The organism is Streptomyces sp. NBC_00193 (assembly GCF_026342735.1).
In the GTDB taxonomy this organism is placed as follows: Bacteria; Actinomycetota; Actinomycetes; order Streptomycetales; family Streptomycetaceae; genus Streptomyces; species Streptomyces stoeckheimensis.
The window spans coordinates 894,153-920,884 of the sequence record NZ_JAPEMM010000001.1 but is presented as its reverse complement, the minus strand read 5'-3'; the positions used below and the strand labels follow the sequence as shown (position 1 = coordinate 920,884).

25 protein-coding genes are annotated in these 26,732 nt (G+C 71.5%); 17 read left to right on the top strand and 8 right to left on the bottom strand.

Translation table 11 applies throughout. The features are described from left to right. Window positions 1–115 precede the first annotated feature (115 nt). Together OG898_RS03695 and OG898_RS03690 are read right to left on the bottom strand one after the other, a co-directional pair. Window positions 116–610: a DUF3515 domain-containing protein gene (locus tag OG898_RS03695; RefSeq protein ID WP_250743926.1), complete on the bottom strand. Its 495-nt coding sequence runs from the start codon at window positions 608–610 to the stop codon at window positions 116–118. A gap of 23 nt (window positions 611–633) precedes the next feature. Beyond that, window positions 634–867, bottom strand: a complete 234-nt coding sequence (locus OG898_RS03690; protein WP_214947835.1) for an Lrp/AsnC ligand binding domain-containing protein — start codon at window positions 865–867, stop codon at window positions 634–636. A 245-nt stretch (window positions 868–1,112) separates the two neighbouring features. Here OG898_RS03690 and OG898_RS03685 point away from each other — a divergent pair, with 245 nt between their 5' ends. Both OG898_RS03685 and thiD read left to right on the top strand, forming a co-directional pair. Then, complete coding sequence (locus tag OG898_RS03685; RefSeq protein ID WP_250743925.1) at window positions 1,113–2,096, top strand: thiamine-phosphate kinase; 984 nt, start codon at window positions 1,113–1,115, stop codon at window positions 2,094–2,096. Then, window positions 2,093–2,929, top strand: a complete 837-nt coding sequence (gene thiD, locus OG898_RS03680; RefSeq protein ID WP_250743923.1) for a bifunctional hydroxymethylpyrimidine kinase/phosphomethylpyrimidine kinase — start codon at window positions 2,093–2,095, stop codon at window positions 2,927–2,929. The genes OG898_RS03685 and thiD overlap by 4 nt, the downstream gene beginning before the upstream one ends. Window positions 2,930–3,110: 181 nt before the next feature. On the opposite strand, the gene rpmB is transcribed toward thiD, so the two are convergent. Next, window positions 3,111–3,296 (bottom strand): 50S ribosomal protein L28, encoded by a 186-nt coding sequence (rpmB, locus tag OG898_RS03675; protein ID WP_073911113.1) that lies wholly within the window; start codon window positions 3,294–3,296, stop codon window positions 3,111–3,113. A 243-nt stretch (window positions 3,297–3,539) separates the two neighbouring features. On the opposite strand from rpmB, the gene OG898_RS03670 reads away from it, so the two are divergent. The 9 genes from OG898_RS03670 to mutM all read left to right on the top strand — a co-directional run bounded on the left by OG898_RS03670 (window position 3,540) and on the right by mutM (window position 12,661). Then, complete coding sequence (locus OG898_RS03670; RefSeq protein WP_266954953.1) at window positions 3,540–5,207, top strand: DAK2 domain-containing protein; 1,668 nt, start codon at window positions 3,540–3,542, stop codon at window positions 5,205–5,207. A gap of 16 nt (window positions 5,208–5,223) precedes the next feature. Further along, complete coding sequence (recG, locus tag OG898_RS03665; protein WP_250743919.1) at window positions 5,224–7,464, top strand: ATP-dependent DNA helicase RecG; 2,241 nt, start codon at window positions 5,224–5,226, stop codon at window positions 7,462–7,464. A 62-nt stretch (window positions 7,465–7,526) separates the two neighbouring features. Continuing rightward, entirely contained in the window at window positions 7,527–8,105 is a 579-nt protein-coding gene (rsmD, locus tag OG898_RS03660) for a 16S rRNA (guanine(966)-N(2))-methyltransferase RsmD (RefSeq protein ID WP_250743918.1), read from the top strand. A 29-nt stretch (window positions 8,106–8,134) separates the two neighbouring features. Next, window positions 8,135–8,614 carry a pantetheine-phosphate adenylyltransferase gene (coaD, locus tag OG898_RS03655; RefSeq protein WP_266960063.1) on the top strand — a complete coding sequence of 160 codons (480 nt, stop codon included), beginning with the start codon at window positions 8,135–8,137 and terminating at the stop codon, window positions 8,612–8,614. Between the two features lie 118 nt (window positions 8,615–8,732). Continuing rightward, window positions 8,733–9,776, top strand: coding sequence for a DivIVA domain-containing protein (locus OG898_RS03650; RefSeq protein WP_266954950.1), 1,044 nt, complete (start codon window positions 8,733–8,735; stop codon window positions 9,774–9,776). Window positions 9,777–9,927: 151 nt separating this feature from the next. Then, the gene (locus tag OG898_RS03645; protein WP_250743949.1) at window positions 9,928–10,575 is read left to right on the top strand and encodes a DUF177 domain-containing protein; all 648 of its coding nucleotides are present in this window, start codon (window positions 9,928–9,930) and stop codon (window positions 10,573–10,575) included. Window positions 10,576–10,577: 2 nt separating this feature from the next. Beyond that, complete coding sequence (rpmF, locus tag OG898_RS03640; RefSeq protein WP_003965982.1) at window positions 10,578–10,751, top strand: 50S ribosomal protein L32; 174 nt, start codon at window positions 10,578–10,580, stop codon at window positions 10,749–10,751. 19 nt (window positions 10,752–10,770) lie between these two features. Continuing rightward, window positions 10,771–11,592 carry a ribonuclease III gene (gene rnc, locus OG898_RS03635; protein WP_250743914.1) on the top strand — a complete coding sequence of 274 codons (822 nt, stop codon included), beginning with the start codon at window positions 10,771–10,773 and terminating at the stop codon, window positions 11,590–11,592. A gap of 199 nt (window positions 11,593–11,791) precedes the next feature. Beyond that, complete coding sequence (gene mutM / locus OG898_RS03630) at window positions 11,792–12,661, top strand: bifunctional DNA-formamidopyrimidine glycosylase/DNA-(apurinic or apyrimidinic site) lyase (RefSeq protein WP_250743912.1); 870 nt, start codon at window positions 11,792–11,794, stop codon at window positions 12,659–12,661. Here mutM and OG898_RS03625 read toward each other — a convergent pair. Further along, complete coding sequence (locus OG898_RS03625) at window positions 12,616–13,065, bottom strand: helix-turn-helix domain-containing protein (RefSeq protein ID WP_250743910.1); 450 nt, start codon at window positions 13,063–13,065, stop codon at window positions 12,616–12,618. The two genes, mutM and OG898_RS03625, sit on opposite strands and share 46 nt — an antisense overlap. A gap of 148 nt (window positions 13,066–13,213) precedes the next feature. Here OG898_RS03625 and OG898_RS03620 point away from each other — a divergent pair, with 148 nt between their 5' ends. Continuing rightward, window positions 13,214–13,810, top strand: a complete 597-nt coding sequence (locus OG898_RS03620) for a flavodoxin family protein (protein ID WP_250743948.1) — start codon at window positions 13,214–13,216, stop codon at window positions 13,808–13,810. 132 nt (window positions 13,811–13,942) lie between these two features. Here OG898_RS03620 and OG898_RS03615 read toward each other — a convergent pair whose 3' ends face one another. Further along, window positions 13,943–14,797: a CAP domain-containing protein gene (locus OG898_RS03615; RefSeq protein WP_250743909.1), complete on the bottom strand. Its 855-nt coding sequence runs from the start codon at window positions 14,795–14,797 to the stop codon at window positions 13,943–13,945. A gap of 177 nt (window positions 14,798–14,974) precedes the next feature. On the opposite strand from OG898_RS03615, the gene OG898_RS03610 reads away from it, so the two are divergent. The 4 genes from OG898_RS03610 (at window position 14,975) to OG898_RS03595 (ending at window position 21,714) form a co-directional block, all read left to right on the top strand. Beyond that, entirely contained in the window at window positions 14,975–15,256 is a 282-nt protein-coding gene (locus tag OG898_RS03610; protein ID WP_250743908.1) for an acylphosphatase, read from the top strand. A 366-nt stretch (window positions 15,257–15,622) separates the two neighbouring features. Next, a complete protein-coding gene (locus tag OG898_RS03605) occupies window positions 15,623–15,838 on the top strand; it encodes a hypothetical protein (RefSeq protein ID WP_030227372.1) in 216 nt (71 codons plus the stop codon). Window positions 15,839–16,062: 224 nt separating this feature from the next. Then, window positions 16,063–20,037, top strand: coding sequence for an AAA family ATPase (locus OG898_RS03600; RefSeq protein WP_266954944.1), 3,975 nt, complete (start codon window positions 16,063–16,065; stop codon window positions 20,035–20,037). Window positions 20,038–20,274: 237 nt separating this feature from the next. Then, a complete protein-coding gene (locus tag OG898_RS03595) occupies window positions 20,275–21,714 on the top strand; it encodes a sugar porter family MFS transporter (protein WP_266954942.1) in 1,440 nt (479 codons plus the stop codon). 48 nt (window positions 21,715–21,762) lie between these two features. Here the strand turns inward: OG898_RS03595 and OG898_RS03590 are convergent, their stop codons facing one another. After that, window positions 21,763–22,749, bottom strand: coding sequence for an LLM class flavin-dependent oxidoreductase (locus tag OG898_RS03590; protein WP_266954940.1), 987 nt, complete (start codon window positions 22,747–22,749; stop codon window positions 21,763–21,765). A 63-nt stretch (window positions 22,750–22,812) separates the two neighbouring features. After that, window positions 22,813–24,267: a cytosine permease gene (locus OG898_RS03585; RefSeq protein WP_266954938.1), complete on the bottom strand. Its 1,455-nt coding sequence runs from the start codon at window positions 24,265–24,267 to the stop codon at window positions 22,813–22,815. 146 nt (window positions 24,268–24,413) lie between these two features. Between OG898_RS03585 and ftsY the strand changes: the two genes are divergently transcribed. Beyond that, window positions 24,414–25,628: a signal recognition particle-docking protein FtsY gene (gene ftsY / locus OG898_RS03580; RefSeq protein ID WP_250743902.1), complete on the top strand. Its 1,215-nt coding sequence runs from the start codon at window positions 24,414–24,416 to the stop codon at window positions 25,626–25,628. Window positions 25,629–25,718: 90 nt separating this feature from the next. On the opposite strand, the gene OG898_RS03575 is transcribed toward ftsY, so the two are convergent. Next, window positions 25,719–26,390: a bifunctional DNA primase/polymerase gene (locus OG898_RS03575; protein WP_250743900.1), complete on the bottom strand. Its 672-nt coding sequence runs from the start codon at window positions 26,388–26,390 to the stop codon at window positions 25,719–25,721. Between the last annotated feature and the right edge of the window lie 342 nt (window positions 26,391–26,732).

The following is a 26,732-nucleotide window of genomic DNA, read 5'->3' as shown; positions in this document are numbered from 1 at the left end:
ACTCCGCCACCGAGCTCCGCACAAGGAAGAGGACCGCCCGCCGCCCCTCGCACGAGGAGGGCAGCGGGCGGTCCTCTTCCGCGCGGGCGGGCCGGCGGGAGGGCCGGTACGGGGGTCAGTACGAGGAGATGCCCACCGGAACGGTCTTGGCGATCGCGGCGGACAGGCCCACCAGCATCCCCGCATCCGTGGCATGCTCCTTGTCGACCCGGACCTCCGTGTACGCCAGCCGACTCCCGGTGGTGAACCGGAAGCCGCCGTCGTCCAGCTTTTCCAGGAGCCAGCCGACACCGTTCACGTCGACGCCCTCCGACTTGTCGTCGAGCATCTTGGCGGGCCTGGGGATACCGCACCGCAGTACGATCGCCGAGCCACCCCACGCGGCGGTCAGGTCCGACTCCGGCAGCGCCGGGGTCCGGGCCAGCGAGGCCACCGTTCCCGGGAGCTCTTTGTGCAGCGCCGCACAGAGACCCGCGACGTCGGCGGGCGGAGCGGACGGCGGATCCACCCGTGCCTCGGAATCACCCGGGGAACAGCCCGCGAGGGCCGCCGAGGCGGCCATCGCGGTCAGTGCGGCGAGCAGAGAGAAGGGCCGGCGGTGTCGTGACATCACCGGCCAAGAGTAGACGGGGGCTACAGATGGACGACCGGACAGGTCAAGGTGCGGGTGATCCCCTCCACCTGCTGGACCTTGGCCACGACCATGCGGCCGAGCTCGTCCACGGTGTCGGCCTGGGCGCGCACGATCACGTCGTACGGGCCGGTCACGTCCTCGGCCTGGATCACCCCCGCGATCTGCGCGATGGACTCGGCGACGAACGACGCCTTGCCCACCTCGGTCTGGATGAGGATGTACGCCTGTACCACGGAACCTCCAGGGCGGCCACGAGGATCATTTCCCCTACCCTTCGGGTGGGCCCGGGGATGACGGGTGGGCCCGGGGAAGAAGGGACGCCACGGTACCGCGTTGCCGAGCGCCGCGGGGAGACCCGCGGGTCCGGCGGCGCGCAGAGCGGGGCGTACGGAGAGCAGAAGTTGACGTATCTGTTGACGGTACCCAGAGCTGTGACGGCTCGCGACCGCAAGCGGACTGGGCAAGAAGGGGCACAGCGATGAAGGGCACTGTGGGCGAGCTGGGGGAGTTCGGGCTCATTCGGGAGCTCACCTCACGGCTCACCACCACCCCGGCGGTCCGGGTCGGCCCGGGCGACGACGCCGCGGTGGTGTCGGCCCCCGACCGGCGGGTCGTGGCGAGCACGGACATCCTGCTGGAGGGCAGGCACTTCCGGCGCGACTGGTCCACGGCCTACGACGTCGGCCGCAAGGCCGCCGCGCAGAACCTCGCGGACATCGCCGCCATGGGCGCGGTGCCGACGGCGCTGCTGCTCGGCCTCGTCGTCCCGGCGGAGCTGCCGGCCACCTGGCCCACCGAGCTGATGGACGGCATCCGCGACGAATGCCAGGTCGCCGGTGCGGCCGTGGTCGGCGGCGACGTGGTCCGCGGCGACATCATCACCGTGGCCATCACGGCCCTCGGCGACCTGCGCAACCACGAACCCGTGCTGCGCTCCGGCGCCCAGCCCGGCGACGTCGTGGCCGTGACCGGCTGGCTCGGCTGGTCCGCCGCGGGCTTCGCCGTGCTCTCGCGGGGCTTCCGCTCGCCGCGGGCCTTCGTCGAGGCCCACCGGCGCCCCGAGCCGCCCTACCACGCGGGCCCCGCGGCCGCCGGGCTCGGCGCCACCGCCATGACCGACGTCAGCGACGGCCTGATCGCGGACCTCGGGCACATCGCCGAGGCCAGCAAGGTACGGATCGACCTGCGCTCGGCGGCCGTCGACATCCCGACGCAGATGCACGACATCGGCCAAGCCGTCGGCGTGGACCCGCTCCAGTGGGTCCTCACCGGGGGAGAGGACCACGCGATCGTCGCCACCTTCCCGCCGGACGTGAAGCTCCCGGCCCGCTGGAAGGTCATCGGCGAGGTCCAGAACCGCTCCGCACTGCCCCAGGTGACCGTCGACGGCGCCCCCTGGGCCTCCACCGGCGGATGGGACCACTTCGGCGGCGACACGGCCGCCGAGGACACCGGGCGATGAGCGGTCCGCTCGGCGCGATAGGCCCCTCCCGAGGCCGGGCGCACCCGCCGCTGTGCCTGACCGTCGCCGGATCCGACTCCGGCGGCGGCGCAGGCATCCAGGCCGACCTCAAGACCATGCTGGCGCTCGGGGTCCACGGGATGAGCGTGGTGACCGCTGTGACCGCGCAGAACTCGCTGGGCGTCAAAGGCGTCTGGGAACTGCCCGTAGAGGCCGTGAAGGGCCAGTACAGGGCCGTGGTGGACGATATCGGCGTCCAGGCCGTGAAAACGGGAATGCTGTCCTCCGCCGCCCTCGTGGAGACCGTGGCCGAGCTGCTCGCCGCAACCGCCGCCCCGGCCGTCGTGGACCCGGTCGGCGTCTCCAAGCACGGGGACGCGCTCCTCGCCGCCACCGCGCTGGACGCCGTACGGGAAGAACTGCTGCCCCGGGCCACGGTCGCCACGCCGAACCTGGACGAGGTGACCCAGCTCACCGGAGTCGTCGTGGAGACCGAGGACGACATGCGCCGGGCCGCCGACGCGGTCCTCGCCCACGGGCCCGCCTGGGCGCTGATCAAGGGCGGCCACCTCGCCGCCCACGGAGGCGAGGCCGTGGACCTCCTCACGGACGGCGCCGACGAACGCTGGCTGCGCGCCCCCCGCCACGACAACCGGCACACCCACGGCACCGGCTGCACGCTCGCCAGCGCGATCGCGGCGGGCCTGGCCAAGGGCCGGAGCGTCCCGGAGGCCGTCACCGAGGCCAAGGAGTACGTCACCGGCGCCATCGCCGCCGGATTCGCCCTGGGCACGGGCATCGGACCGGTGGACCACGCGTGGCGGTGGCGCTGACACGCGCGCGCCGAAGCGCCCGGGCCGAAACGCCTGTAGGGCCTGCTCCGCCCCGCTGGATCGCGGGATGGAGCAGGCCCTACAGGTTTGATCTTGTTCGATCAGGCAAAGCAAGAGGCCGGTCCACCAGGTGGACCGGCCTTCTCAGCAACCGGAAAGGGCTGCGCTACGACGGAAGGCGTCAGCGCGAGACCTTGCCGGCCTTGATGCACGAGGTGCAGGCGTTGAGGCGCTTCGGCGTCCCATTGACCACGGCACGGACACGCTGGATGTTCGGGTTCCAGCGACGCGAGGTGCGGCGGTGCGAGTGGGAAATGCTGTTGCCGAAGCTCGGCCCCTTGGCGCAAACGTCGCAGTTGGCAGCCACAGGTCACTCCAAAGACTTCAGATGCACTTACAGTGAATCCCGGCGCACCGGTATCAGGGATCTGAAGTGGTTTGCCGGGGGGAATGGCCCGACTCTCATCGGGCAACCGGAGCAGCATACAACGCCTGCCTCGGTCCAAGAAAACTACCATGTCCACGGCCGCCCCCGCCCCGGGGTCCCGCCGGCCCGGCAGTCCTTCGTTACCCTGCGGTGAACCCTGGCCCGCACAAGGAGGAACGCCCGGTGGCGCACCAGCCTCAGCCGTACCCCCTGAACGCCGAAGCGGTACGCACCTGGAGCTCGCTGGCCCTGGCCGCACTGGGCCGGGCCCGCGAGGACATCGACGCGATCAACGTCTATCCCGTCGCCGACGCGGACACCGGCACCAACCTCTACCTGACCGCCGAATCGGCCGACCGCGAGCTCGGGGACCTCCTCGCCGGAGTGACCGACGGCACAGCCGCAGCCTCCCTCCCCGAGGCCGTACGGGCCTTCGCGCACGGCGCCCTGATAGGCGCCCGGGGCAACTCCGGGACGATCCTCGCGCAGCTGCTGCGCGGAGTGGCCGACGTACTCGGCGAGGAGTCCGGCGGGCCCGAGGGACCCGAGGGGCGCGACCCCGCGCGGCTGCTCGCCCAGGCGCTGACCCGGGCCGCCGAGGAGGCCTACCGGGCCGTCGCGCACCCGGTGGAGGGCACCATGCTCACCGTCGCCACCGCCGCCGCCAAGGCCGCCGAGACCGCTGCCGGGGCCGTCGGGACCGCCGCCGGCGTGGCCGGTGCCGCCTACGACGGAGCCCGCGCCGCCCTCGCCGAAACCCCGGGGCAGCTGGCCGCGCTCGGACGGGCCGGAGTGGTCGACGCCGGGGGCTGCGGACTGGTCGCCGTACTCGGGGCCCTGTGGCAGGCACTGTCCGGGCGGGAGCCCGCGCCCGAACCCGTACGCGGCCGGGCCGTGCCCGTACCGAGGCCGCAGGAGCCCTGCGCCGAGGAGGAGCAGCCCGGCGGACCCGCCTACGAGGTGATCTACCTGCTGGAGGCCGCCGAGACCGAGGTCGACCGGCTGCGCACCCGGCTCGACGCCCTCGGGGACTCCCTCGTGGTGGTCGGCGGCGACGGGCTGTGGAACGTCCACGTCCACGTCGACGACCCCGGCGCGGCCGTGGAGGCCGCCGTGGTCGCCGGACGCCCGTACCGGATCCGCATCACGCACTTCGGCGACGAACGCCGCCGGGCCCGCGGCGAGCGCTCCCAGCGCGCCGTCGTCGCCGTGGTCCAGGGCGAGGGGCTGGCCGGGCTCTGCGGAGAGGCGGGCGCCACCACCCTGCTCGCCCGGCCCGGGGAACCGCCGGCCGTCGCCGAACTGGCCGACGCCATCCGCGAGGCGCACGCCCGCGAGGTCGTCCTGCTCCCGAACGGCGCCGAACTGCGCGCGGTCGCGGCGGCCGCCGCCCGGCAGGCGCGCGCCGAAGGCGTACGGGTCGCCGTGATCCCCACCCGCTCCGAGGTCCAGGGCCTGGCCGCGCTCGCCGTGCACGACCCGGAGGGCACCTTCGACGAGGACGTGGTCGCCATGACGGCCGCCGCCGGAGCCACCCGCTACGGCGAACTCGCCGTCGCCGAACGGCAGTCCTTCACCTCGGCCGGCATCTGCCAGGCCGGCGACGTGCTCGGGCTCATCGACGGCGACGTGGCCGTCATCGGCACGAGCCTGGCCGAGACCGCCGAGGCCGTCCTGGCCCGCATGCTCGGATCGGGCGGCGAACTGGTCACCCTCGTCCTGGGCCCCGAGGTGCCGGACGCGCTGGCCGAGCGCCTGGAGGCGTACGTCCAGCACGGCCACCTCGCCGTGGACACCGTCACCTACCAGGGCGGCCGCTGGTCCGCCCCGCTGCTCATCGGGGTGGAATAGCCGGGTTGTCGGCCCCATGGTGTGCAATGAACACGTGCCCGCGCTCGACGAAGACCTCAAGAAGACCCTCGGCCCCGCCACCGCGAAGGTGCTGGCCGAGCAGCTCGGCCTGCACACGGCCCTGGACCTGCTCCACCACTACCCCCGGCGGTACGCGGAGCGCGGCGAGCTGACCTCGCTGGCCGAACTCGCCGACCAGATCGACGAACACGTCACGGTGGTCGCGCAGGTCGCCGACGCGCGGCTGCTGACGTACCAGGGCAGCCGGGGCGGCGGGAAGCGCCTCGAGGTCACCATCACCGACGGCAGCGGACGGCTCCAGCTCGTCTTCTTCGGCTCCGGCGTCCACAAACCGCACAAGGAACTGCTGCCCGGCAGCCGCGCGATGTTCGCGGGCAAGGTCGGCATGTTCAACCACAAGCTCCAGCTCGCCCACCCCGCCTACGAGCCCCTCGGCGCGGACGCCTCCGACCGGGACGCGGCCGCCGCCTTCGCGAGCCAGCTCATCCCGATCTACCCGGCCTGCGCGAAGCTGGAGTCCTGGAAGATCGCCAAGTGCGTGGACGCGGTGCTCCCCACGGCCCAGGAGGTCGTCGACCCGCTGCCGCCGGCCCTGCGCGAGGACCGCGGACTGGTCCCGCTCACCGAGGCCCTGCTGAAGATCCACCGCCCGGTCACCAAGGCCGACATCGAGGATGCCCGCGGCCGCCTCAAGTGGGACGAGGCCTTCGTCCTCCAGGTCGCCCTGGCCCGCCGCCGGCACGCCGACTCCCAGCTCCCGGCCGTACCCCGCCGCCCCACGCCCGGCGGCCTCCTCGAATCCTTCGACGCCAAGCTCCCCTTCACCCTCACCGAAGGCCAGCAGACCGTCTCCAAGGAGATCTTCGACGACCTCGCCACCGACCACCCCATGCACCGTCTCCTCCAGGGCGAGGTCGGAAGCGGGAAGACGATGGTCGCCCTGCGGGCCATGCTCGCCGTCGTCGACTCCGGCGGGCAGGCGGCCATGCTCGCCCCCACCGAGGTGCTCGCGCAGCAGCACCACCGGTCCATCACCGAGATGATGGGCGAGCTCGCCGAGGGAGGCATGCTCGGCGGCTCCGACCGGGGGACCAAAGTGGTCCTGCTCACCGGCTCGATGGGGGTGCCCGCCCGCCGTCAGGCGCTGCTCGACCTGATCACCGGCGAGGCCGGCCTCGTGATCGGCACGCACGCCCTGATCGAGGACAAGGTGCAGTTCCACGACCTCGGCCTGGTCGTCGTCGACGAGCAGCACCGCTTCGGCGTGGAACAGCGCGACGCCCTGCGCTCCAAGGGCAAGCAGCCCCCGCACCTGCTCGTCATGACCGCCACCCCGATCCCGCGGACGGTGGCCATGACCGTCTTCGGCGATCTGGAGACCTCCGTACTGGACCAGCTCCCCGCCGGCCGCTCCCCGATCGCCACCCACGTGGTGCCCGCCAAGGACAAGCCGCACTTCCTGGCCCGGACCTGGGAGCGGGTCCGCGAGGAAGTCGAGAACGGGCACCAGGCGTACGTGGTCTGCCCGCGCATCGGCGACGGGGAGGACGAGAACGGCAAGGGCGCCAAGGGGGCCAAGGGCGCCAAGAAGAAGGCGGCGGCCGAGGAGGACGGTGACAGGCGGCCCCCGCTCGCGGTGCTGGAGATCGCCGAGCAGCTCACCCGGGGCCCCCTCGCCGGACTGTCCGTCGAGGTGCTGCACGGGCGGATGGACCCCGCCGACAAGGACGACGTGATGCGCCGCTTCACCGCGGGCGAGGTCAAGGTGCTGGTCGCCACCACCGTCATCGAGGTCGGCGTGAACGTCCCCAACTCCACCGTCATGGTCATCATGGACGCGGACCGCTTCGGCGTCTCCCAGCTCCACCAGCTCCGCGGCCGCGTCGGCCGCGGCTCCGCCCCCGGCCTGTGCCTGCTGGTCAGCGAGATGCACGAAGCCAGCCCCGCCCGCGCCCGGCTCGCGGCCGTCGCCGCCACCCTGGACGGCTTCGAGCTCTCCCGCATCGACCTGGAGCAGCGCCGCGAGGGCGATGTGCTCGGCCAGGCCCAGTCCGGTGTCCGCTCCTCACTGCGGATGCTCGCCGTGATCGAGGACGAGGAGGTCATCACCCAGGCCCGGGAGGAGGCCACCCGCGTGGTCGCCGCCGATCCCGAGCTCGCGGAGCTGCCGGGCCTGCGGACCGCCCTGGACGCCCTGCTGGACACCGAGCGGGAGCAGTACCTGGAGAAGGGGTGACGGGCACGACCTATCGTTGGAGGCCTGCACCATCCTCCGCCCCGCTCACCGAAGGACCCCAGATGACCCGCGTGATCGCCGGAAGCGCAGGCGGGCGACGCCTCGTCGTACCGCCCGGCACCGGCACCCGCCCGACCTCGGACCGGATGCGCGAAGGCCTCTTCTCCACCTGGGAGTCGCTGCACGGAGTCGAGGGAGCACGCGTCCTCGACCTCTACGCCGGTTCCGGCGCCGTCGGCCTGGAGGCGCTCTCCCGCGGCGCGGACCACGCGCTGCTGGTCGAGCCCGACGCCAAGGCCGCCAAGGCGATCAAGGAGAACATCGCGTCGGTCGGCCTGCCCGGCGCCGAATACCGGTCCGGCAAGGCCGAGCAGATCGCGGCCGGCGCCGCGCACGGGGACCCGTACGACGTGGTCTTCCTGGACCCGCCGTACGAGGTGGAGCACGCCCACCTGTGCGAGATCCTCCTCACACTCCGGTCCAATGGCTGGCTCACCGACGACGTCCTCGTCACCGTGGAGCGCAGGACCCGCAGCGGGGCCTTCCCGTGGCCGGACGGCTTCGAGCCGCTGCGCTCCAGGAAGTACGGCGAGGGCACCCTTTGGTACGGTCGCGCCGCCTCCATCAGCGAAGAGTCATGAAGCCCGCACCCGGGAACGAGGGAATGCAGTTGCGCCGCGCCGTCTGTCCGGGGTCGTTCGACCCCATCACCAACGGACACCTCGACATCATCGGCAGGGCCTCCCGGCTCTACGACGTGGTCCACGTCGCCGTGATGATCAACCAGTCCAAGCAGGGACTCTTCACCGTCGAGGAGCGGATCGAGCTGATCCGCGAGGCGACCGCCGGCTACGGCAACATCGTGGTCGAGTCCTTCCACGGGCTCCTCGTGGACTTCTGCAAGCAGCGGGAGATCCCGGCCATCGTCAAGGGCCTGCGCGCCGTCAGCGACTTCGACTACGAGTTGCAGATGGCCCAGATGAACATGGGTCTGTCGGGCGTCGAGACGCTCTTCGTCCCGACCAACCCCACCTACAGCTTCCTGTCCTCCTCCCTGGTCAAGGAAGTGGCGGCCTGGGGCGGCGACGTCGCCCACCTGCTGCCCGCGCACGTGCACGCCGCCCTGCTGGAGCGCCTGGCCGAGCGCTGACCCCGCCCGCCGGCGCCCGCTGACCGGGAGTCAGCCGGTGTCGGCTCCCGGGCCGGTGGCCTTACAGTCGTCCCGTCCGTCTCGGGAACCGCCCGGGGCCGAGAGAGTGCGAGCACCCATGGACGTGCAGAAGAAGCTCGACGAGATCGTCGCGGCCGTCGGCAGCGCCCGGTCCATGCCCATGTCGGCCTCCTGCGTGATCAACCGCGCCGAGCTGCTCGCCCAGCTCGAAGAGGTCCGCAAGGCGCTGCCGGGCTCGCTCGCACAGGCCCAGGAGCTCATCGGCGGCCGGGAGCAGATGGTCGAGGAGGCCCGCCGCGAGGCCGACCGGATCATCGAGTCGGCGCACGCCCAGCGCGGTTCGCTGATCTCCGACACCGAGGTCGCGCGGCGCTCCCAGGACGAGGCGGACCGGATCCTGGCGGAGGCCCGCCGCGAGGCGGACGAGGTCAAGGCCGAGGCCGACGACTACGTCGACAGCAAGCTCGCGAACTTCGAGGTCGTGCTCACCAAGACCATCGGCTCGGTGGACCGGGGCCGCGAGAAGCTGCTCGGCCGCGGGCCCGGACTGGACGACCAGGGCTACCCGGACGCCGAGGCGCCCGAGCGCAGCCACGACCCGCAGACGCAGCGGGAGCAGGCCGACGCCTACGTGGACACCAAGCTGGCGACCTTCGAGGCAGTGCTCTCCAAGACCCTGGAGGCCGTCGGCCGGGGCCGCCAGAAGCTCCTCGGCCGCGTGGCCACCGACGACCTCGGCGCGCACATGGCCGCCCAGGACGCGGCGGGCCACCAGCAGTCGCGCTCGTCGAGCGACGCGGACTTCCTGGCGGGGCTGGCCGAGCCGCAGGCGCCGCTGATCCCCGCACAGGCGCAGGCCCAGCCGGAGCCGCAGCCCACGTACGACGCCTATGCCTACCAGCAGCCCGTCCAGCAGGACGCCTACGCGTACCAGGACCCGTACGCGGGCTACCAGCAGGTCCAGCAGCAGCCCGACCCCTACGCGGTCTCGTACGAGCAGCAGCAGCCCGACCCCTACGGCGGCTACCAGCAGCCCCAGCAGGGCACGCACGACCAGCAGGCGGCGCTCGACGAGACCAGCTTCTTCGACACGAGCATGATCAACCTGGACCAGCTGCGCCAGTACGAACAGGGTCGCTGAGCTCGCCGCGGACCTGGATTGGGCGCAGAGCGAAGCGGCGGGTATCCTGGCTCTTCGGTCGCGCGTATGCACCGCGATCCATGCTGCCCCTGAGTGGCGGAAACCTTGATTTTCAGCAGTCTCCAGTGATTTTGTGAAAGCGGGAACAGCCCTGAACACCCACCTCGACCACCGCAACCCCCTCGTGTTCGACACGCACGAGCTGGGTCGGCGTCCTGGTGCCATGCTGCGGCTGTCCCGTGAGATCGCTGCGCCGGCGGACCTCGGTCTCGCCGGTGTCATCGGAGTGCCCCAGGGCAACCCGCTGAACCTCAAGCTCCGCCTGGAGTCGGTCATGGAAGGGGTGCTTGTCACAGGCACCGTCCGTGGCTGGGCGACCGGGGAGTGCGTAAGGTGTCTGGAGGCCGTCGAGCGCGAGCTCAAGGCGGAGTTCCAGGAGATGTTCTCGTACCCTGACGCCGACGACCGGATCCGCTCCAAGGCGGAGCCGGCCGACGACGCCGAGGACGACGAGGACACGCTCTTTCTCGAGGACGGTTTGTTCGACCTCGAATCCGTGCTGCGCGATGTGGTGGTGCTCGCACTGCCGCTGCAGCCGGTGTGCCGGGAGGACTGTCTCGGACTGTGCCCCGATTGCGGGCTCAGCCTGAACGACGACCCGGACCACCACCATGACGCCGTCGACATCCGTTGGGCGGCATTGCAGGGACTCGTCACCGATCAGGGCGTCGAGAAGGACAATATGAGCGGCACTGCCTCCGACGGAGTTCAGAGCGCCGCCGAGAAGCAGGAGAAGTAGCCGTGGCTGTTCCGAAGCGGAAGATGTCGCGCAGCAACACGCGCCACCGCCGGTCGCAGTGGAAGGCTGCGGTCCCCACCCTGGTTTCGTGTGAGCGTTGCCAGGAGCCGAAGCTCCAGCACATTGCGTGCCCGAGCTGCGGCACCTACAACAAGCGCCAGGTCCTCGAGGTCTGAGCGGCTGGTGAGAGGCGCAATGTCTGAGCTGTCCAACGCTGAGAAGCAGGCAGTCAGTAACAACGCGGCCTCGTCCCACGTGCTTCTGGAAGGGCGGCTCGGGTATCGACTCGAGTCCGCCCTTCTGGTGCGTGCGCTGACCCACCGCTCGTACGCGTACGAGAACGGCGGTCTGCCCACCAACGAACGCCTGGAGTTCCTCGGGGACTCCGTGCTGGGCCTGGTGGTCACGGACACGCTGTACACGACCCACCCCGACCTGCCTGAAGGCCAACTGGCCAAACTGCGGGCCGCGGTAGTCAACTCGCGTGCACTGGCGGAGGTCAGCCGCGGCCTCGAACTCGGCTCCTTCATCCGGCTCGGCCGGGGTGAAGAGGGCACGGGTGGCCGGGACAAGGCCTCCATCCTCGCCGACACCCTTGAAGCGGTGATCGGCGCGGTCTACCTCGACCAGGGTCTCGACGCGGCCTCGGAGCTGGTTCACCGGCTCTTCGACCCGCTCATCGACAGGTCCTCGAACCTCGGCGCCGGCCTGGACTGGAAGACCAGTCTCCAGGAACTCACGGCCGCCGAAGGTCTCGGGGTGCCCGAATACCTGGTCACCGAGACCGGCCCGGACCACGAGAAGACCTTCACCGCCGCCGCGCGCGTCGGTGGGACCTCTTACGGCACCGGTGTCGGGCGCAGCAAGAAGGAAGCGGAACAGCAGGCGGCCGAGTCCGCGTGGCGCGGTATCAGTACCGCGGCGGACAAGCGGATCGCGGCTCCGGCCGGGACCGCGGCCACTCCGGCCGAGGACGACGGGGCGACGACCCCCGCCGACCCGGCGCCGGACGCCTGACCCGTTCTTCCGGGACTCCCCGCCCCGTCATCTGCTCCGGCAGGTGGCGGGGCGGACCCGTTTCCGGGCGCCGGCGGGCGCCGACTGGCGCCGACTGGCGCCGGTCCGCCTCGGGAATTCCGGGTGGGGGACGAGCCCCGCAGGGCAAGTCGGTACGCTCGCGGGAGAGAGCCCGATCCGAACCCTCCGGAGGAACACCGTGCCCGAGCTGCCCGAGGTCGAAGTGGTGCGGCGCGGGCTGGAGCGCTGGGTGGCCGGGCGGACCGTGACGGCCGTCGAGGTCCTGCATCCGCGCGCCGTACGCCGGCACGAGGGCGGCGGCGCCGATTTCGCGGCGCGGCTCACGGGGGAGACCTTCGGGGTGCCGAGGCGGCGCGGCAAGTACCTGTGGCTGCCGCTGGAGGACCGGGAGCACTCCGTGCTCGGGCACCTCGGAATGAGCGGGCAGCTCCTCGTGCAGCCCGAGGGGGCGCCCGACGAGAAGCACCTGCGCATCCGGGTGCGGTTCGGGGACGGGGCCGGGACGGAGCTGCGCTTCGTCGACCAGCGGACCTTCGGCGGGCTGTCCCTGCACCCCTGCGTCCCCGACAGCGCGGAGGGGCTGCCCGACGTCATCGCGCACATCGCGCGTGACCCCCTGGACCCGCTGTTCGACGAGACGGCCTACCACCTGGCGCTGCGCGCCAAGCGCACCACCGTGAAGCGGGCACTGCTCGACCAGTCGCTGATCAGCGGGGTCGGAAACATCTACGCGGACGAATCGCTCTGGCGCGCCAAGCTGCACTACGAGCGCCCCACGGCCACCCTCACGCGCCCCCGGAGCACGGAACTCCTCGGCCATGTCCGTGACGTCATGAACGAGGCCCTCGCCGTCGGCGGCACCAGCTTCGACAGCCTCTACGTCAACGTGAACGGCGAGTCCGGCTACTTCGACCGCTCCCTCGACGCCTACGGGCGGGAGGACGAGCCCTGCCGTCGCTGCGGCACTCCGATGCGCCGCCGCCCCTGGATGAACCGGTCGAGCTACTTCTGCCCGCGCTGCCAGCGGCCTTCGCGCGTGGCGTCGTAGGCGGACCTGGAAGAGAGCACCGAGGGCATGCTGCCCTCCAGCAGCCCTATGAGCGCGTCCACGCGCTCCGCGACCGCCACGCCGAACGGGGTCAGCTCGTAGTCGACGCGCGGCGGGTTCGTCGGCTGCGCCTCCCGGTTGACGATGCCGTCGCGCTCCAGCGCGTGCAGGGTCTGGGAGAGCATCTTCTCGCTGATGCCGTCCACGCGGCGGCGCAGCTCGTTGAACCGGCACGGCCCCTTGGACAGGGCACCGACCGTGAGGCTTCCCCAGCGACCCGTGACGTGTTCCAGCGTCTCGCGGGAGGGGCACGTGCGTGCAAACACGTCGAAAGCACCGAACGCTTCGGAGGCCTGTTCGGGCACGCCGTCGCCCTCGGTCTCGCCACACCCTTGAGTCTGCATGGTTTCAGCCTACTACTGCACAGCGCCAGCCATCCAGGTTGCGCTTTCGAAAAGTTAGTGGTTACCTCGGTGTCGTTGCATCACGCCGCACAGCCGCACAACGCCGTGTACCCCACGGTGTTTTCCGAGGGAGACCGTCTTGTCCGGAATCACGTACACCCCCGTCGTCTCGATCGCCTACCACTCCGGCTACGGCCACACCGCCGTGATCGCCGAGGCCGTCAAGGCCGGCGCCATCGACGCCGGTGCGACCGTGCACATGATCAAGGTCGACGAGATCGACGAAGAGAAGTGGGCGCTCCTGACCGCGTCCGACGCGATCATCTTCGGTTCTCCGACCTACATGGGCACCGCCTCCGGCGCCTTCCACGTCTTCGCCGAGGCCTCCTCGAAGATCTGGTTCGTCGCCGGCTGGCAGGACAAGGTCGCCGCGGGCTTCACCAACTCCGGGTCCAAGTCCGGCGACAAGGGCAACACCCTCGACTACTTCCAGACGCTGGCCTCGCAGCACGGCATGAGCTGGGTCAACCTGGGCCTGAAGCCGGGCTGGAACTCCAGCACCGGTTCCGAGAACGACCTCAACCGCCTCGGCTTCTTCGACGGCGCCACCGCCCAGTCCAACGGTGACCAGGGTCCCGAGTTCGTCCACAAGGCCGACATCGCCACCGCCGAGCACCTCGGCAGCCGCGTCACCGAGCAGACCCGTGTCCTGCTCGCGGGCCGCGCCGCCCTGGCGTCCGTCTGACCGGCTGACGTACGGCCTGCGTGCCGGGCGCTGCCCGCCCGGCACGGGTGCGGTACGGAGAAACGGGCGGGGGCACGGTCGGGCGCGGCGATATCCGCCGCGCGCGACCGTGCCCCCGCCCGTTTCGGGCTGCTAGAAGCCGAAGTCCTGGGTCCACCAGGGGCCGCCGGCGGCGTTGTACACGCCGACGCCCAGGGTGCGGAACTCGCAGTTGAGGATGTTGGCCTTGTGGCCCGGGCTGTTCATCCAGGCCTTCATCACGGCCGCCGCGTCGCCCTGGCCGCGGGCGATGTTCTCGCCGCCCATCCCCGATATGCCGGCCTTGGTGGCGCGGTCCCACGGGGTGTTGCCGTCGGGGTCCGTGTGGTCGAAGAAGCCCCGGACGGCCATGTCCTTGCTGAAGGCTCCGGCCAGTGCCGCCAGCGGCGGGTTCGCCCGGACCGGACCGCAGCCCGCCTGCGCGCGCTCCTGGTTCACCAGGGTCAGTACGGCAGCCTCCTCGGCGGAGTGGCCGGCCGACGCGGGCGGGGCGGGCGGGGCCGCGGGGGCGGAGGTCTTCGGCGCGGAAGGCTTCGGCTTCACCGGGGTCGGGGTCGGGCTCGCCACCGGGGTCTTCGCCGGCTCCGTGGAGGGAGACGGGGAAGGGGAAGGGCTGGCCGACGGGGAGGACGGAGCGGAAGGGGCCGGGGAGGACGGGGTGCTCACGCCCGAGGGCGCCCGGCCGGACAGGTTGGCGAGGCCGCCCTGCTGCTCCAGTGCGCTACCGGGGCTCGGCGAGGCCTTGGTCCCGGCCTCCGAGGTCTTCGCGTCGGAGCCCGCGGTCTTGACCCCTACGTAGGGGAAGGAGGAGCCGACCGGGACGAAGCCGGTGGTGACGGCCGCCGTGCCGAGGACCACGGCCACGGATGCGCCGAGCAGACCCCCTCGCAGGGCGACGCGGCGCTTGCCGCCGGGGCGCGGCGCGGCGTGGAGGCGGTGGCGTCCCATCGCGGCTCACCTTCCTGGGGTTCGGGATCAGCACTTCACGGCACTTCGCAGCACGTCAAAGCACTTCAAGATCAACCTTTACTCACCCAAATGGGTGAGCTCATTGCTGCGCGACTGTACGCCATGGCGAGAGGGGGTGCGGTGACCCGGATTTGTTTGCCCGGTTAGCGTTCAGGCATGAACGAAGATGTGCGGATGACCGCCTGGGTGCGCGGCCGTGTACAGGGAGTGGGCTTCCGCTGGTTCACCAGGGCGAACGCCATGGAGATCGGCGGACTGATCGGCTTCGCGCTCAACCTGGACGACGGGCGAGTACAGGTGGTGGCCGAAGGTCAACGTGAGAATTGCCACCGGCTCCTGGAGTGGCTGCACAGCGCCGACACGCCCGGGAACGTGGACGGGGTGACAGAGATCTGGGGCACACCGCGCGGCGGCTACGACGGTTTCGCGATCCGGTGAGCGATCGACTGATCATGTACTGAACACATCGCCGGATGGTCCGCATGCGGTCGGAACTGCGCATTCGTCGTCGACGCGTTGCCGAAGCGGAGGATCCGTGGAAGGCTCGGAGACGAGGATGATCTCCACGCCCCTTGCAGGGACCGGGATGCCCGCCGATACGGGGCGTGATCGTGTTGACCGTCAAACTTTTTGGTGAGACGCTGGAAGCCCCGCGCACCTGAGCTGTTTGGCAGTGCTGGCAGTACACAGTGTCAGCCAAAGATCGATGCAGTGACTGACAGTCGCTGCCGGACATCCGCGGGTGCGATTCCCTCACGACCCACACCGCTTCGGTCGGTCACTCAGTGTGGAGGACCATCCATCATGGCAAAGGCGCTTCTCGGTTACGTCGGCGGTTCCGACCCGCGACTCCTCGCCGAGATGCGACGGCTTCAGCAGCGCGTCCAGGACCTCGAGTCCGAGCTCGGACGAATCCAGTCCGAAAACGACGCTCTGAACGCGGCCGCCGCACAGCACGGAGACTCGTTGCTCGACAGCATCGACCTCGACGTACCCCAGGCGGAGCCTGCGCTCACCTGATCCGCGCTCCCTCGTCGCTCGATCAACGGAACTGCATGATCTGCAAGGGACGCTTCGGCGTCCCTTCTTTCTTTCCGTTCCGTGCCGTTCTACCTTCCGCCTTTCCCACCTCGGACAAGGCCGCCGGGCGGCGTTGCGCCAGGTGGGGGGCCCATTCCTTTAACGTCTGATGTGCCCTGCACCTTCATGGGCGAAACCGAACGTGAAAGGTAGAGTCCGGCGGCGTGCACCTCAAGTCCCTGACCCTGCGCGGCTTCAAATCCTTTGCCTCCGCGACCACCCTGCGCTTCGAGCCGGGCATCACCTGTGTCGTGGGCCCCAACGGCTCCGGCAAGTCCAATGTGGTGGACGCGCTCTCCTGGGTCATGGGAGAACAAGGGGCCAAGTCCCTGCGCGGCGGGAAGATGGAAGACGTCATCTTCGCCGGCACCACCGGCCGCCCTCCGCTCGGCCGCGCCGAGGTCTCGCTCACCATCGACAACTCCGACGGCGCGCTGCCCATCGAGTACGCCGAGGTCACCATCACGCGGATCATGTTCCGCGGTGGCAGCAGCGAGTACCAGATCAACGGCGACACCTGCCGCCTCCTCGACATCCAGGAGCTGCTCTCCGACTCCGGCATCGGCCGCGAGATGCACGTCATCGTCGGACAGGGCCAGCTGGACTCCGTCCTGCACGCCGATCCCATGGGCCGCCGCGCCTTCATCGAGGAAGCGGCCGGGGTGCTCAAGCACCGCAAGCGCAAGGAGAAGGCGCTGCGGAAGCTGGACGCGATGCAGGCCAATCTCGCGCGCGTGCAGGACCTGGGCAACGAGCTGCAGCGGCAGCTGAAACCCCTGGGGCGGCAGGCGGCGGTGGCCCGGAGGGCGGCCGTGATCCAGGCCGACCTGCGGGACGCACGGCTGCGGCTGCTCGCCGACGACCTCGTCACGCTGAAGGGCGCGCTCGACGCGGAGATCGCGGACGAGGCGGCCCTGAAGGAACGCAAGGAGGCCGCCGAGGCGCAGCTCGCGGCGGCCGTGCGGCGGGAATCCGAACTGGAGGAGGCCGTACGGGAACTCGCGCCACGGCTCCAGCGGGCGCAGCAGACCTGGTACGAGCTGTCGCAGCTCGCCGAACGGGTGCGCGGGACGGTGTCGCTGGCGGACGCCCGGGTCACCTCGGCCTCGGCGCCGGCCGGGGAGGAGCGGACGGGCCGGGACCCGGACGAGATGGAGAGGGAGGCCGCGCGGATCCGCGAGCAGGAGGCGGAGCTGACGGCCTCGATGGAGGCGGCCGCGCGGGCGCTGGAGGACACCGTCGCCCACCGCGCCGAGCTGGAGCGTGCGCTGGCCGACGAGGAACGGCGGCTACGGGACGTGGCGCGGGCCATCGCCGACCGGCGCGAGGCGCTGGCGCGGCTACGGGGCGGACTCGGCGCGGCCCGCTCCCGTGCGGGCGCGGCCCAGGCGGAGATCGACCGGCTGGTCGTGGCGCGGGACGGGGCGCGGGCGCGGGCCGAGGAAGCGCGCGAGGAGTACGAGACGCTGGCGGAGGAGGTCGGGGAGGAGTCCCCGGGGGCGGGTGAGGGTGCTGCCTCCGGCTCCGGCTCCGGGCCGGGGGAGTACGAGGAGGCGCGGGCCGAGCTGGCGGCGGCGGAAGCCGGACTCGGGGAGACCCGTGACGCGTTGGCGGCGGCGGAGCGTTCGAGGGCGGCGGTGTCGGCACGACGGGACGCCCTGGCGATGGGGCTGCGCCGCAAGGACGGCACGGCGGAGCTGCTCGCGGCGCGGCTGGAGGGGCTGCTGGGGCCGGCGGCGCAGCGGTTGTCCGTGACCCCGGGATACGAGGTCGCCGTGGCGGCGGCGCTGGGCGCGGCGGCGGACGCGGTGGCCGTCACGTCGACGGCGGTGGCGGCCGGGGCGATCCGGTACCTGCGGGAGGGGGATGCGGGGAGGGCCGCGTTCCTGATCACCCCGGGTGCAGTGGCCTCCGGCGGTTTGGCCGCGGGGGTCCCGGGCCAGGGCCAGGCTCCGGGCCAGGCCCTGGCCCCGGTTTCGGTCCACGCTCCGGCTCAGGGCCCGGGAGTTCGGGTTGGCTTCGAGGGTCTGGGTCAGGTGCCCGGGGCCGGGTCGGCCGGTGGGGTCGGGCCGGGGGCGGTTTTCCCCCACCCCGCCCCTTCCCGAGACCGGGGCTCCGCCCCGGACCCCGCGCCTCAAACGCCGGCGGGGCTGGGTGGGGGAAACCGGGGTTCCGCCCCGGACCCCGCGCCTCAAACGCCGGCGGGGCTGGGTGAGGGAAACCGGGGCTCAGCCCCGGACCTCGCGCCTCGAACGCCGGCGGAGCTGGAATCGCCCCGAACGGCGGCGGGGCTGGAATCGCCCCGCGCGCCCGTGGGGCTCGACGAGGCTCTGGTGGTGGAGGGCGTCGCGGGTGCGGTGGCCGCTGCCGGGCTGGTGCACGGGGACGCCGAGGTGGTGCGGGCCGTGGCGTGGGTGTTGCGGGACTTCGTGGTGGTCGGGGGGCTCGACGAGGCCGAGGCGCTCGTCGCCGCGCGGCCCGAGCTGGTGGCCGTGACCGCCGAGGGGGACGTGCTCGGTGCGCACCTCGCGCACGGCGGGTCCGCCGGAGTGCCCAGCCTGATCGAGGTGCAGGCAGCCGTCGACGAGGCCGCGGCGGAGCTGGCCCGGCTGGACGGCCGGTGTCTGGTGCTGGCGGAGGAGAAGGAGGCCGCGGATACCCGCAAGGTGGCGGCCGGGGTCCGGGTCGAGGAGCTCGGGGAGCTCCGGCGGGCCGCCGAGCGGGCCCGGGCCGGGGTCGCGCAGCAGCTCGGGCGGCTCGCCGGGCAGGCGAAGGGGGCGCTGGGCGAAGCCGAGCGTGCCGCCGCGGCCGCAGCCAGGGCGCAGGATGCGCTGGAGCAGGCGCTGGCCGACGTAGAGGAGTGTGCGGAACGGCTCGCCGTCGCCGAGGAGATGCCGGCGGAAGAGGAGCCGGACACCTCCCGCAGGGACCGGCTCGCGGCCGACGGGGCGAACGCCCGGCAGACCGAGATGGAGGCCCGGCTGCAGCTCAGGACCCATGAGGAACGGGTGAAGGGGCTCGCGGGCCGGGCGGATTCCCTCGACCGCGGGGCCAGGGCCGAGCGGGAGGCCCGGGCCAGGGCCGAGCGCCGCCGGGAACGGCTCCGCCACGAGGCGCGGGTGGCCGCGGCCGTCGCCGGCGGAGCCCGCCAGCTGCTGGCGCACATCGAGGTGTCGCTGACCCGCGCGGTGGGGGAGCGGACGTCCGCCGAGCACGCGAAGGGCGTGCGGGAGCGGGAGCTCGACGAGGCCCGGGGTCTGGGCCGCGGCCTGAAGGGCGAGCTCGACAAGCTCACGGACTCCGTGCACCGCGGCGAGGTGCTCGGCGCCGAGAAGCGCCTGCGGATCGAGCAGGTGGAGAGCCGTGCACTGGAGGAGTTCGGCATGGCGGCGCAGGGGCTCGTCGCCGAGTACGGGCCCGACCAGCCGGTGCCGCCGAGCCCTTCCGCCGACGGGGAGGCCCCGGATCCCGACGCCGGGCCGGAGCCCTTCGTGCGCGCCCGGCAGGAGAAGCGGCTGAAGGCGGCCGAGCGGGCCTACCAGCAGCTCGGGAAGGTCAATCCGCTGGCGCTGGAGGAGTTCGCGGCGCTGGAGGAGCGGCACAAGTTCCTCAGCGAGCAGCTGGAGGACCTGCGTAAGACCAGAGCCGACCTCCTTCAGGTCGTGAAGGAGGTCGACGAGCGGGTCGAGCAGGTCTTCACGGAGGCCTACCGGGATACGGCCCGCCAGTTCGAGGGGGTGTTCTCGCGGCTGTTCCCCGGCGGCGAAGGCCGGCTGATCCTGACGGATCCGGACAACATGCTCACCACGGGCGTCGACGTCGAGGCCCGGCCGCCGGGCAAGAAGGTCAAGCGGCTGTCGCTGCTCTCGGGCGGCGAGCGCTCGCTGACCGCCGTGGCCCTGCTGGTCTCCATCTTCAAGGCGCGGCCCAGCCCGTTCTACGTGATGGACGAGGTCGAGGCCGCGCTCGACGACACCAACCTGCAGCGGCTGATCCGGATCATGGAGGAGCTGCAGGAGAGCTCCCAGCTGATCGTGATCACGCACCAGAAGCGGACCATGGAGGTCGCCGACGCGCTCTACGGGGTCTCGATGCAGGGCGACGGGGTGTCGAAGGTCATCAGCCAGCGGCTCCGGTGAGGTCTCCCACTGACACGCGTCAGCCGGAGTCGCTTCAAGAAGTGAAGCTCAAGTCCTCCTCAGTTCATCTCAATGGCGGCAAGAAGTGGACCCACCCCTCCTCTTGACTTCAAGAAATGAACACATAGGCTCGCTCCCGCTGTACTCCTCCGGGTGGTGCCCGATCTTGACCTGTGCGCCACTGGAAGGAATTACCCCCACCCGCCCGTCCCGCAGTCGGGCACGCAGGAGCAGACCTTGACCAGCAGCAGCACCACGCGGGGCTCGGCCTCAGGCGGTGGCCCGCCGGCATCGCAGCCCGACCACCTCGGGCACGTCATCTTCATCACCGCGGCGGCCGCCATGGGCGGGTTCCTCTTCGGCTACGACAGCTCCGTCATCAACGGCGCGGTCGTCGCGATCCGGGACCGCTTCGACGTCGGGCCCGCCACCCTCGCCCAGGTGATCGCCGCCGCGCTGATCGGCTGCGCCCTCGGCGCCGCCACGGCCGGCCGCATCGCCGACCGGATCGGCCGCATCCGCTGCATGCAGATCGCGGCCGTCCTCTTCACGGCCAGCGCCATCGGCTCGGCCCTGCCCTTCGCGCTCTGGGACCTGGCGGTGTGGCGGGTCATCGGCGGCTTCGGCATCGGCATGGCCTCGGTCATCGGCCCGGCCTACATCGCCGAGGTCTCCCCGCCCGCGTACCGCGGCCGCCTCGCCTCCTTCCAGCAGGCGGCGATCGTCATCGGCATCGCCATCTCCCAGCTCGTCAACTGGGGGATCCTCAACCTCGCCGACGGTGACCAGCGCGGCAAGATCGGCGGCCTGGAAGCCTGGCAGTGGATGCTCGGCGTGATGGTGGTCCCGGCCGTGCTCTACGGGCTGATGTCCTTCGTGATCCCGGAATCCCCGCGCTTCCTGATCTCGGTGGGCCGCAACGCCGAGGCCCGCAAGGTGCTCTCGGAGGTCGAGGGCACGCACATCGACCTCGACGGACGCGTCGCCGACATCGAGCACGCCATGCGCTCCGAGCACAAGTCCACCTTCAAGGACCTGCTCGGCGGGAAGGCCGGCTTCCTGCCCATCGTCTGGATCGGCATCGGCCTGTCCGTCTTCCAGCAGCTCGTCGGCATCAACGTGATCTTCTACTACAGCTCCTCGCTGTGGCAGTCGGTCGGCATCGACCCGAGCGCCTCGTTCCTGTACTCCTTCGAGACCTCGGTCGTGAACATCGTCGGCACGGTGATCGCGATGATCTTCGTGGACCGGATCGGCCGCAAGCCGCTCGCCCTCATCGGCTCCGTCGGCATGGCGATCTCGCTGGGTCTGGCGGCCTGGGCCTTCTCGTACAAGTCCGGGGCCGGCGACGACATCGCGCTGCCGCACGCCCAGGGCATCGTGGCCCTGGTCGCGGCGAACTTCTTCGTCCTCTTCTTCGCGCTGTCCTGGGGCGTGGTCGTCTGGGTGCTGCTCGGGGAGATGTTCCCCGGCCGGATCCGCGCCGCGGCGCTCGGTGTGGCCGCCGCCGCCCAGTGGATCGCCAACTGGGTCATCACGGTGTCGTTCCCGACCCTGTCGGACTGGAACCTGTCCGGCGCCTACGTCATCTACACGGTCTTCGCCGTGCTCTCGATCCCGTTCATCCTCAAGTGGGTGCCGGAGACCAAGGGCAAGGCGTTGGAGGAGATGGGCTGACCACCCCGCCAACAGCCCCTTTCCTCCCAGAGCAGGTACTGCCCCGTCTCACTCCTTGAGGCGGGGCAGTACCTGTTCGCACAGGAGCTGCAGGCTCCGCCATCCCTCGTCGATGGGCATCCCGCCGCACAGCGGGTGCAGCACCAGGTTCCCCGCCTCGCCGGCGCCGCGGGCGTACGCCACCGCCTCGTCCGGGGTGAGGATGCGGTACACGCCCTCGGCGCGCAGCTCCGCCACCGTGTGCGCGCCCGACCGTACGGCGCTGCGGATGTCCTTGGACTGCCAGGAGGCGTACATCCCGGCCTCGTGCAGGAACCGCTCGCCGTACTGGTCCCACGCCCGGTCGGGGTCCTCGGCGATGTGCAGCAGCGGGGTCTCGGCCGCCGGCATCATGCAGAAGCCCTCCGTGCCGTACTCCGCGAGCTTCGCGTTGTAGTACGCCTCCAGCTCGGGCAGGTGCGCGCTCGGGAAGAACGGCAGTCCCAGGCGGGCCGCCCGGCGGGCCGCCGCCTCCGAGCTGCCGCCGACCAGGAGCAGTGGGTGCGGCTGGGTGAAGGGCCGCGGGGTGACCCGTACGGTACGGCCGCGGAACTCGAACGGCTCGCCGGTCCACGCCTTCAGCAGGGTCTCCAGCAGCTCGTCCTGGAGCTTGCCGCGCCGGCCCCACTCCACGCCGTGCTGCTCGTACTCCTCGGGCCGGTAGCCGATGCCGGCCACCGTGACGAGGCGACCGCCGCTGAGCAGGTCCAGTACCGCGATGTCCTCGGCGACCTTCAGCGGGTCGTACAGCGGGCCGATGATCGCCGAAACGGTGACGGCGATCCGGCGGGTGGCGCCGAAGACCGCGCCCGCGAAGGCGAAGGGGGAGGGCAGCCAGTTGTTCTCGGTGCCGTGGTGCTCCTCGGTCTGGATGGTGTCGATCCCGCGGTCGTCCGCGTACTTCGCCATCTCCAGCGCGGCCTTGTAGCGGGCGGAGAGGGTTTCCGGGGTGCCGTTCGGGTCGATGAGGTTGAACCGGGCCACGGTGATGGGCATGGAGAAGTCCCCCTTCGCCGGAGGTGGGTGGGCGGGCGAAGGGGGACGTTAGCTGACGTGGCGTCAGTTGGACAGGGATCCGGCGGGGACCCGCTCGTCGGCAGGGGCTGCCGCGACGGCATCCGGCACCCCCGGGGCCGCCGGCGTGCGCGGCAGGACCGCGTACAGGACGGCCGAGGTGACGATGCCCGCCGCCCAGCCCAGGCCGTTCTGCCCGATCCAGGTGGTGGCCAGCGGGCCGGCGAACCAGTCGACCTTCGTGAACAGCAGGCCCACCACCAGGGCCAGGCCCCAGGCGGTCATGGCCTGCCAGGCGAATCCGCCCCGGTACCAGTAGGCGCTGCTCCGCGTGGTGTCCAGCAGTGCGGCCCCGTCATAGGAGGTGCGGCGCAGCATGTCCACCCCGAAGACGCCGATCCAGGCGGAGAAGGCCACGGCCAGCAGGGTCAGGAAGGAGATGAACGAACCGAAGAAGCTGGTCGCGACCACCATCAGCAGGAAGCCGAAGACCAGGCTGATGACGGCGTTGACGCTGACCGCCGCCGCGCGCGGGACCTTGATGCCCAGGGTCTGGGCGGTGAAGCCCGCCGAGTACATGGACATCGAGTTGATGAGCAGCATGCCGACGAGCGCGATCAGCAGGTACGGGACCGCGATCCAGGTCGGCAGCAGTTCGCCGATGAAGGACACCGGGTCCTGCGCGGTGGCCAGGTCCGGTGTGGCGACCGCCATCACCGCGCCCATGAGCACCATCGGGATCACGACGACGGCCGCGCCGCCGATGGTCGCGCCGACCATGCCCCGGGAGGAGGCGGTACGGGGCAGGTAGCGGGTGAAGTCCGGGCCGGACGGGACCCAGCTGATGCCGCCGGCCGCGATGGTGCCGATGCCCGCGATCATCATCGCGGTGGAGCCGGCGGGCTTGGCGAAGACGGCGGACCAGTCGGTCTCGGCGATCAGGTAGCCGAGCACGAGCACGCTGAAGGCGCCGAAGAGGTACGTGGACCACTTGGAGCAGACGCGCAGCGCGTTGATGCCCAGACCGGAGACGAGGAAGGTGCAGCCGACGAAGAAGAGCAGGGTGACGACGATCAGCGCGGTGTTCTTCTTGATGCCGAAGACCAGGTCGAGGACGGTCAGGACGGCGTAGGCGCCGCTGACCGCGTTGATGGTCTCCCAGCCCCAGCGGGCGACCCAGATCAGGGCGCCGGGGAACAGGTTGCCGCGCTGGCCGAAGACGGCCCGGGACAGCGCCATGCCGGGGGCGCCGCCGCGCTTGCCCGCGATGGATATGAGCCCGACGATGCCGTAGGAGACGACGGGGGCGGCGATCGCGACGACGAGCACCTGCCAGATGTTCAGCTTGTTGAAGATGACGAGACCGGCGCCCATGGTCAGCAGCAGCACGCTGATGTTGGCGGCCACCCAGGTCGGGACGAGCTCGCGGACCCGGCCGCGGCGCTCGGCGTCGGGGACGGGCTCCAGGCCGCGCGACTCGACGGCGGTCTCGGCAGACATAGGTGTACTCCGTGGGGGAGGCGGGGCGTGGGGGACTGCTCATCATCGTAGATTTGCAACAAAAAGTACAAACAGAGGCTTACGTCCCGGTATGAACCTCCAGGGTCCCCGGCTCGGGGCGTGCGTGGCCGATACTGGTGAGCGTTATGGAAATCCTCATCCTTGCCGTAGTCATCGCCCTGGTCGCGGTCGGTGCGATCAGCGGGCTCGTGGTCAGCAGCCGCAAGAAGAAGCAGCTGCCCCCCACGGCCCCGCCCAGCACGCCGACCATCACTGCCCCGCCCGCCGAACCGCAGGTGGGGGAGGACGCCGCACCGACGGCGGAAGAGCCGCGCCGCACGATCGAAGAGGTCGCGCTGCCCGAGGCCGAGGCCCCGGTCGCGGAGCCCGAAGCCCCGGTCGTCGAGGCTCCGCCCGCCCCCGAGATCGAGGTGCCCGAGCCCACCGCCGGCCGCCTGGTCCGGCTGCGCGCCCGCCTCGCCCGGTCGCAGAACACGCTCGGCAAGGGGCTGCTCACGCTGCTCTCCCGCGAGCACCTCGACGAGGACACCTGGGAGGAGATCGAGGAGACCCTCCTCATCGCCGACGTCGGTGTCGCTCCGACCCAGGAGCTGGTGGACCGGCTCCGCGAGCGGGTCAAGGTGCTCGGCACCCGCACCCCCGCCGATCTGCGCGCGCTGCTGAAGGAGGAGCTGGTCACGCTCCTCGGCACCGACTTCGACCGCGCGGTGAAGACCGAGAGCGGCGTGGACACCCCCGCCGTGATCATGGTCGTCGGCGTGAACGGCACCGGCAAGACCACCACCACCGGCAAGCTCGCCCGCGTGCTCGTCGCCGACGGCCGCAGCGTCGTGCTCGGCGCGGCGGACACCTTCCGCGCCGCCGCCGCCGACCAGCTCCAGACCTGGGGCGACCGGGTCGGGGCGCGCACCGTGCGCGGACCCGAGGGCGGCGACCCGGCCTCGATCGCCTACGACGCGGTCAAGGAGGGCATCGCCGAGGGCGCCGACGTGGTGCTCATCGACACGGCGGGCCGGCTGCACACCAAGACCGGCCTGATGGACGAGCTCGGCAAGGTCAAGCGCGTCGTGGAGAAGCACGGCCCGCTCGACGAGATCCTGCTGGTCCTGGACGCGACCACCGGGCAGAACGGCCTGACCCAGGCCCGCGTCTTCGCCGAGGTCGTGGACATCACCGGCATCGTGCTGACCAAGCTCGACGGCACCGCCAAGGGCGGCATCGTCATCGCCGTCCAGCGCGAGCTCGGCGTACCGGTCAAGCTCATCGGTCTCGGTGAGGGCGCGGACGACCTGGCGCCCTTCGAGCCGGAGGCCTTCGTCGACGCCCTGATCGGCGACTGAACGCACCCGACGCTCCTACGCCGGCCAGTGCCCCCGAGTCCACGGGACTCGGGGGCACTGCCGTGCGTACGGTCCCGGGAAGCGGCGCGGCTACGGCCGGCGCAGCCGGTGACACAGGTAGGCGAGGGTGCCCAGCAGGAGGCGGGCCTGCGGGGGATCCCCGGCCGAGTCCAGTGCAGGCGGGCGCAGCCAGCTCACCGGGCCGAGGCCCGCGAAGTCCGAGGGCGGGGCGGTGACGTAGGAGCCCTGGCCCAGCGCGCGCAGATCGAGGCCGGCGTCGTCCCAGCCCATCCGGTACAGCAGCTGCGGCAGCCCGTCCGCCGCCCCGGGGGCGACGAAGAACTGGGCCCGGCCGTCCGGGGTCGCGGCCACCGGGCCGAGCGGCAGGCCCATCCGCTCCAGCCGGACCAGCGCCCGCCGCCCGGCCTCCTCGGAGACCTCGATGACGTCGAAGGAGCGCCCGGCGGGGAGCAGCACCGCGGCTCCCGGGTACCCGCTCCAGGTCTCGGTGACCTCGTCGAGGGTGGCGCCGGCCGGGACCGTCGGAGCGAGGGCCAGCGGATGCGCCCCCGGCGCACCACAATTCGTATGACCGCAGGAGCAGTCCCGGGCGGGCCCCGCGGCCCGGGCGCCGGGGACCACGTCCCAGCCCCACAGTCCGGTGTACTCCGCCACCGCCGTGCACTCCGACGTCCGGCCGCGGCGCCGAGCGCCGGAACGGAACTCCTTGGTGCCGCGGCTGCCGCCGATCGTGAAGCCCATGCCCATGCCCCCTCCAACGGGTCGGACGTGCCGGTGGTTACGACATCGGCCGTACCGGATGACCGGCGCACTCCTCGCCGCGCACGCCCCGGCGCGCTCCTGTCCAACCGATCGGTCTTGCCTTCGTGTCAAGTGAATCGCGCCTGGCGGGTGGCGAGTTCATTCGAAGGGGTGGCGAATGGTGGCGTTTCCGGGATCGACCTCGCCGAAGGGGTGATCGTAGGATTACTTTCGGTGCACGAGGCGTGAAGAGGAGACGGGTTCGCGGGTATGCCGGAGGCATGCGTGAAGGACCTGTGAAGACCGTTTCCCGGCAGGGTCTCTTGTGGAAAAGGCTGACGG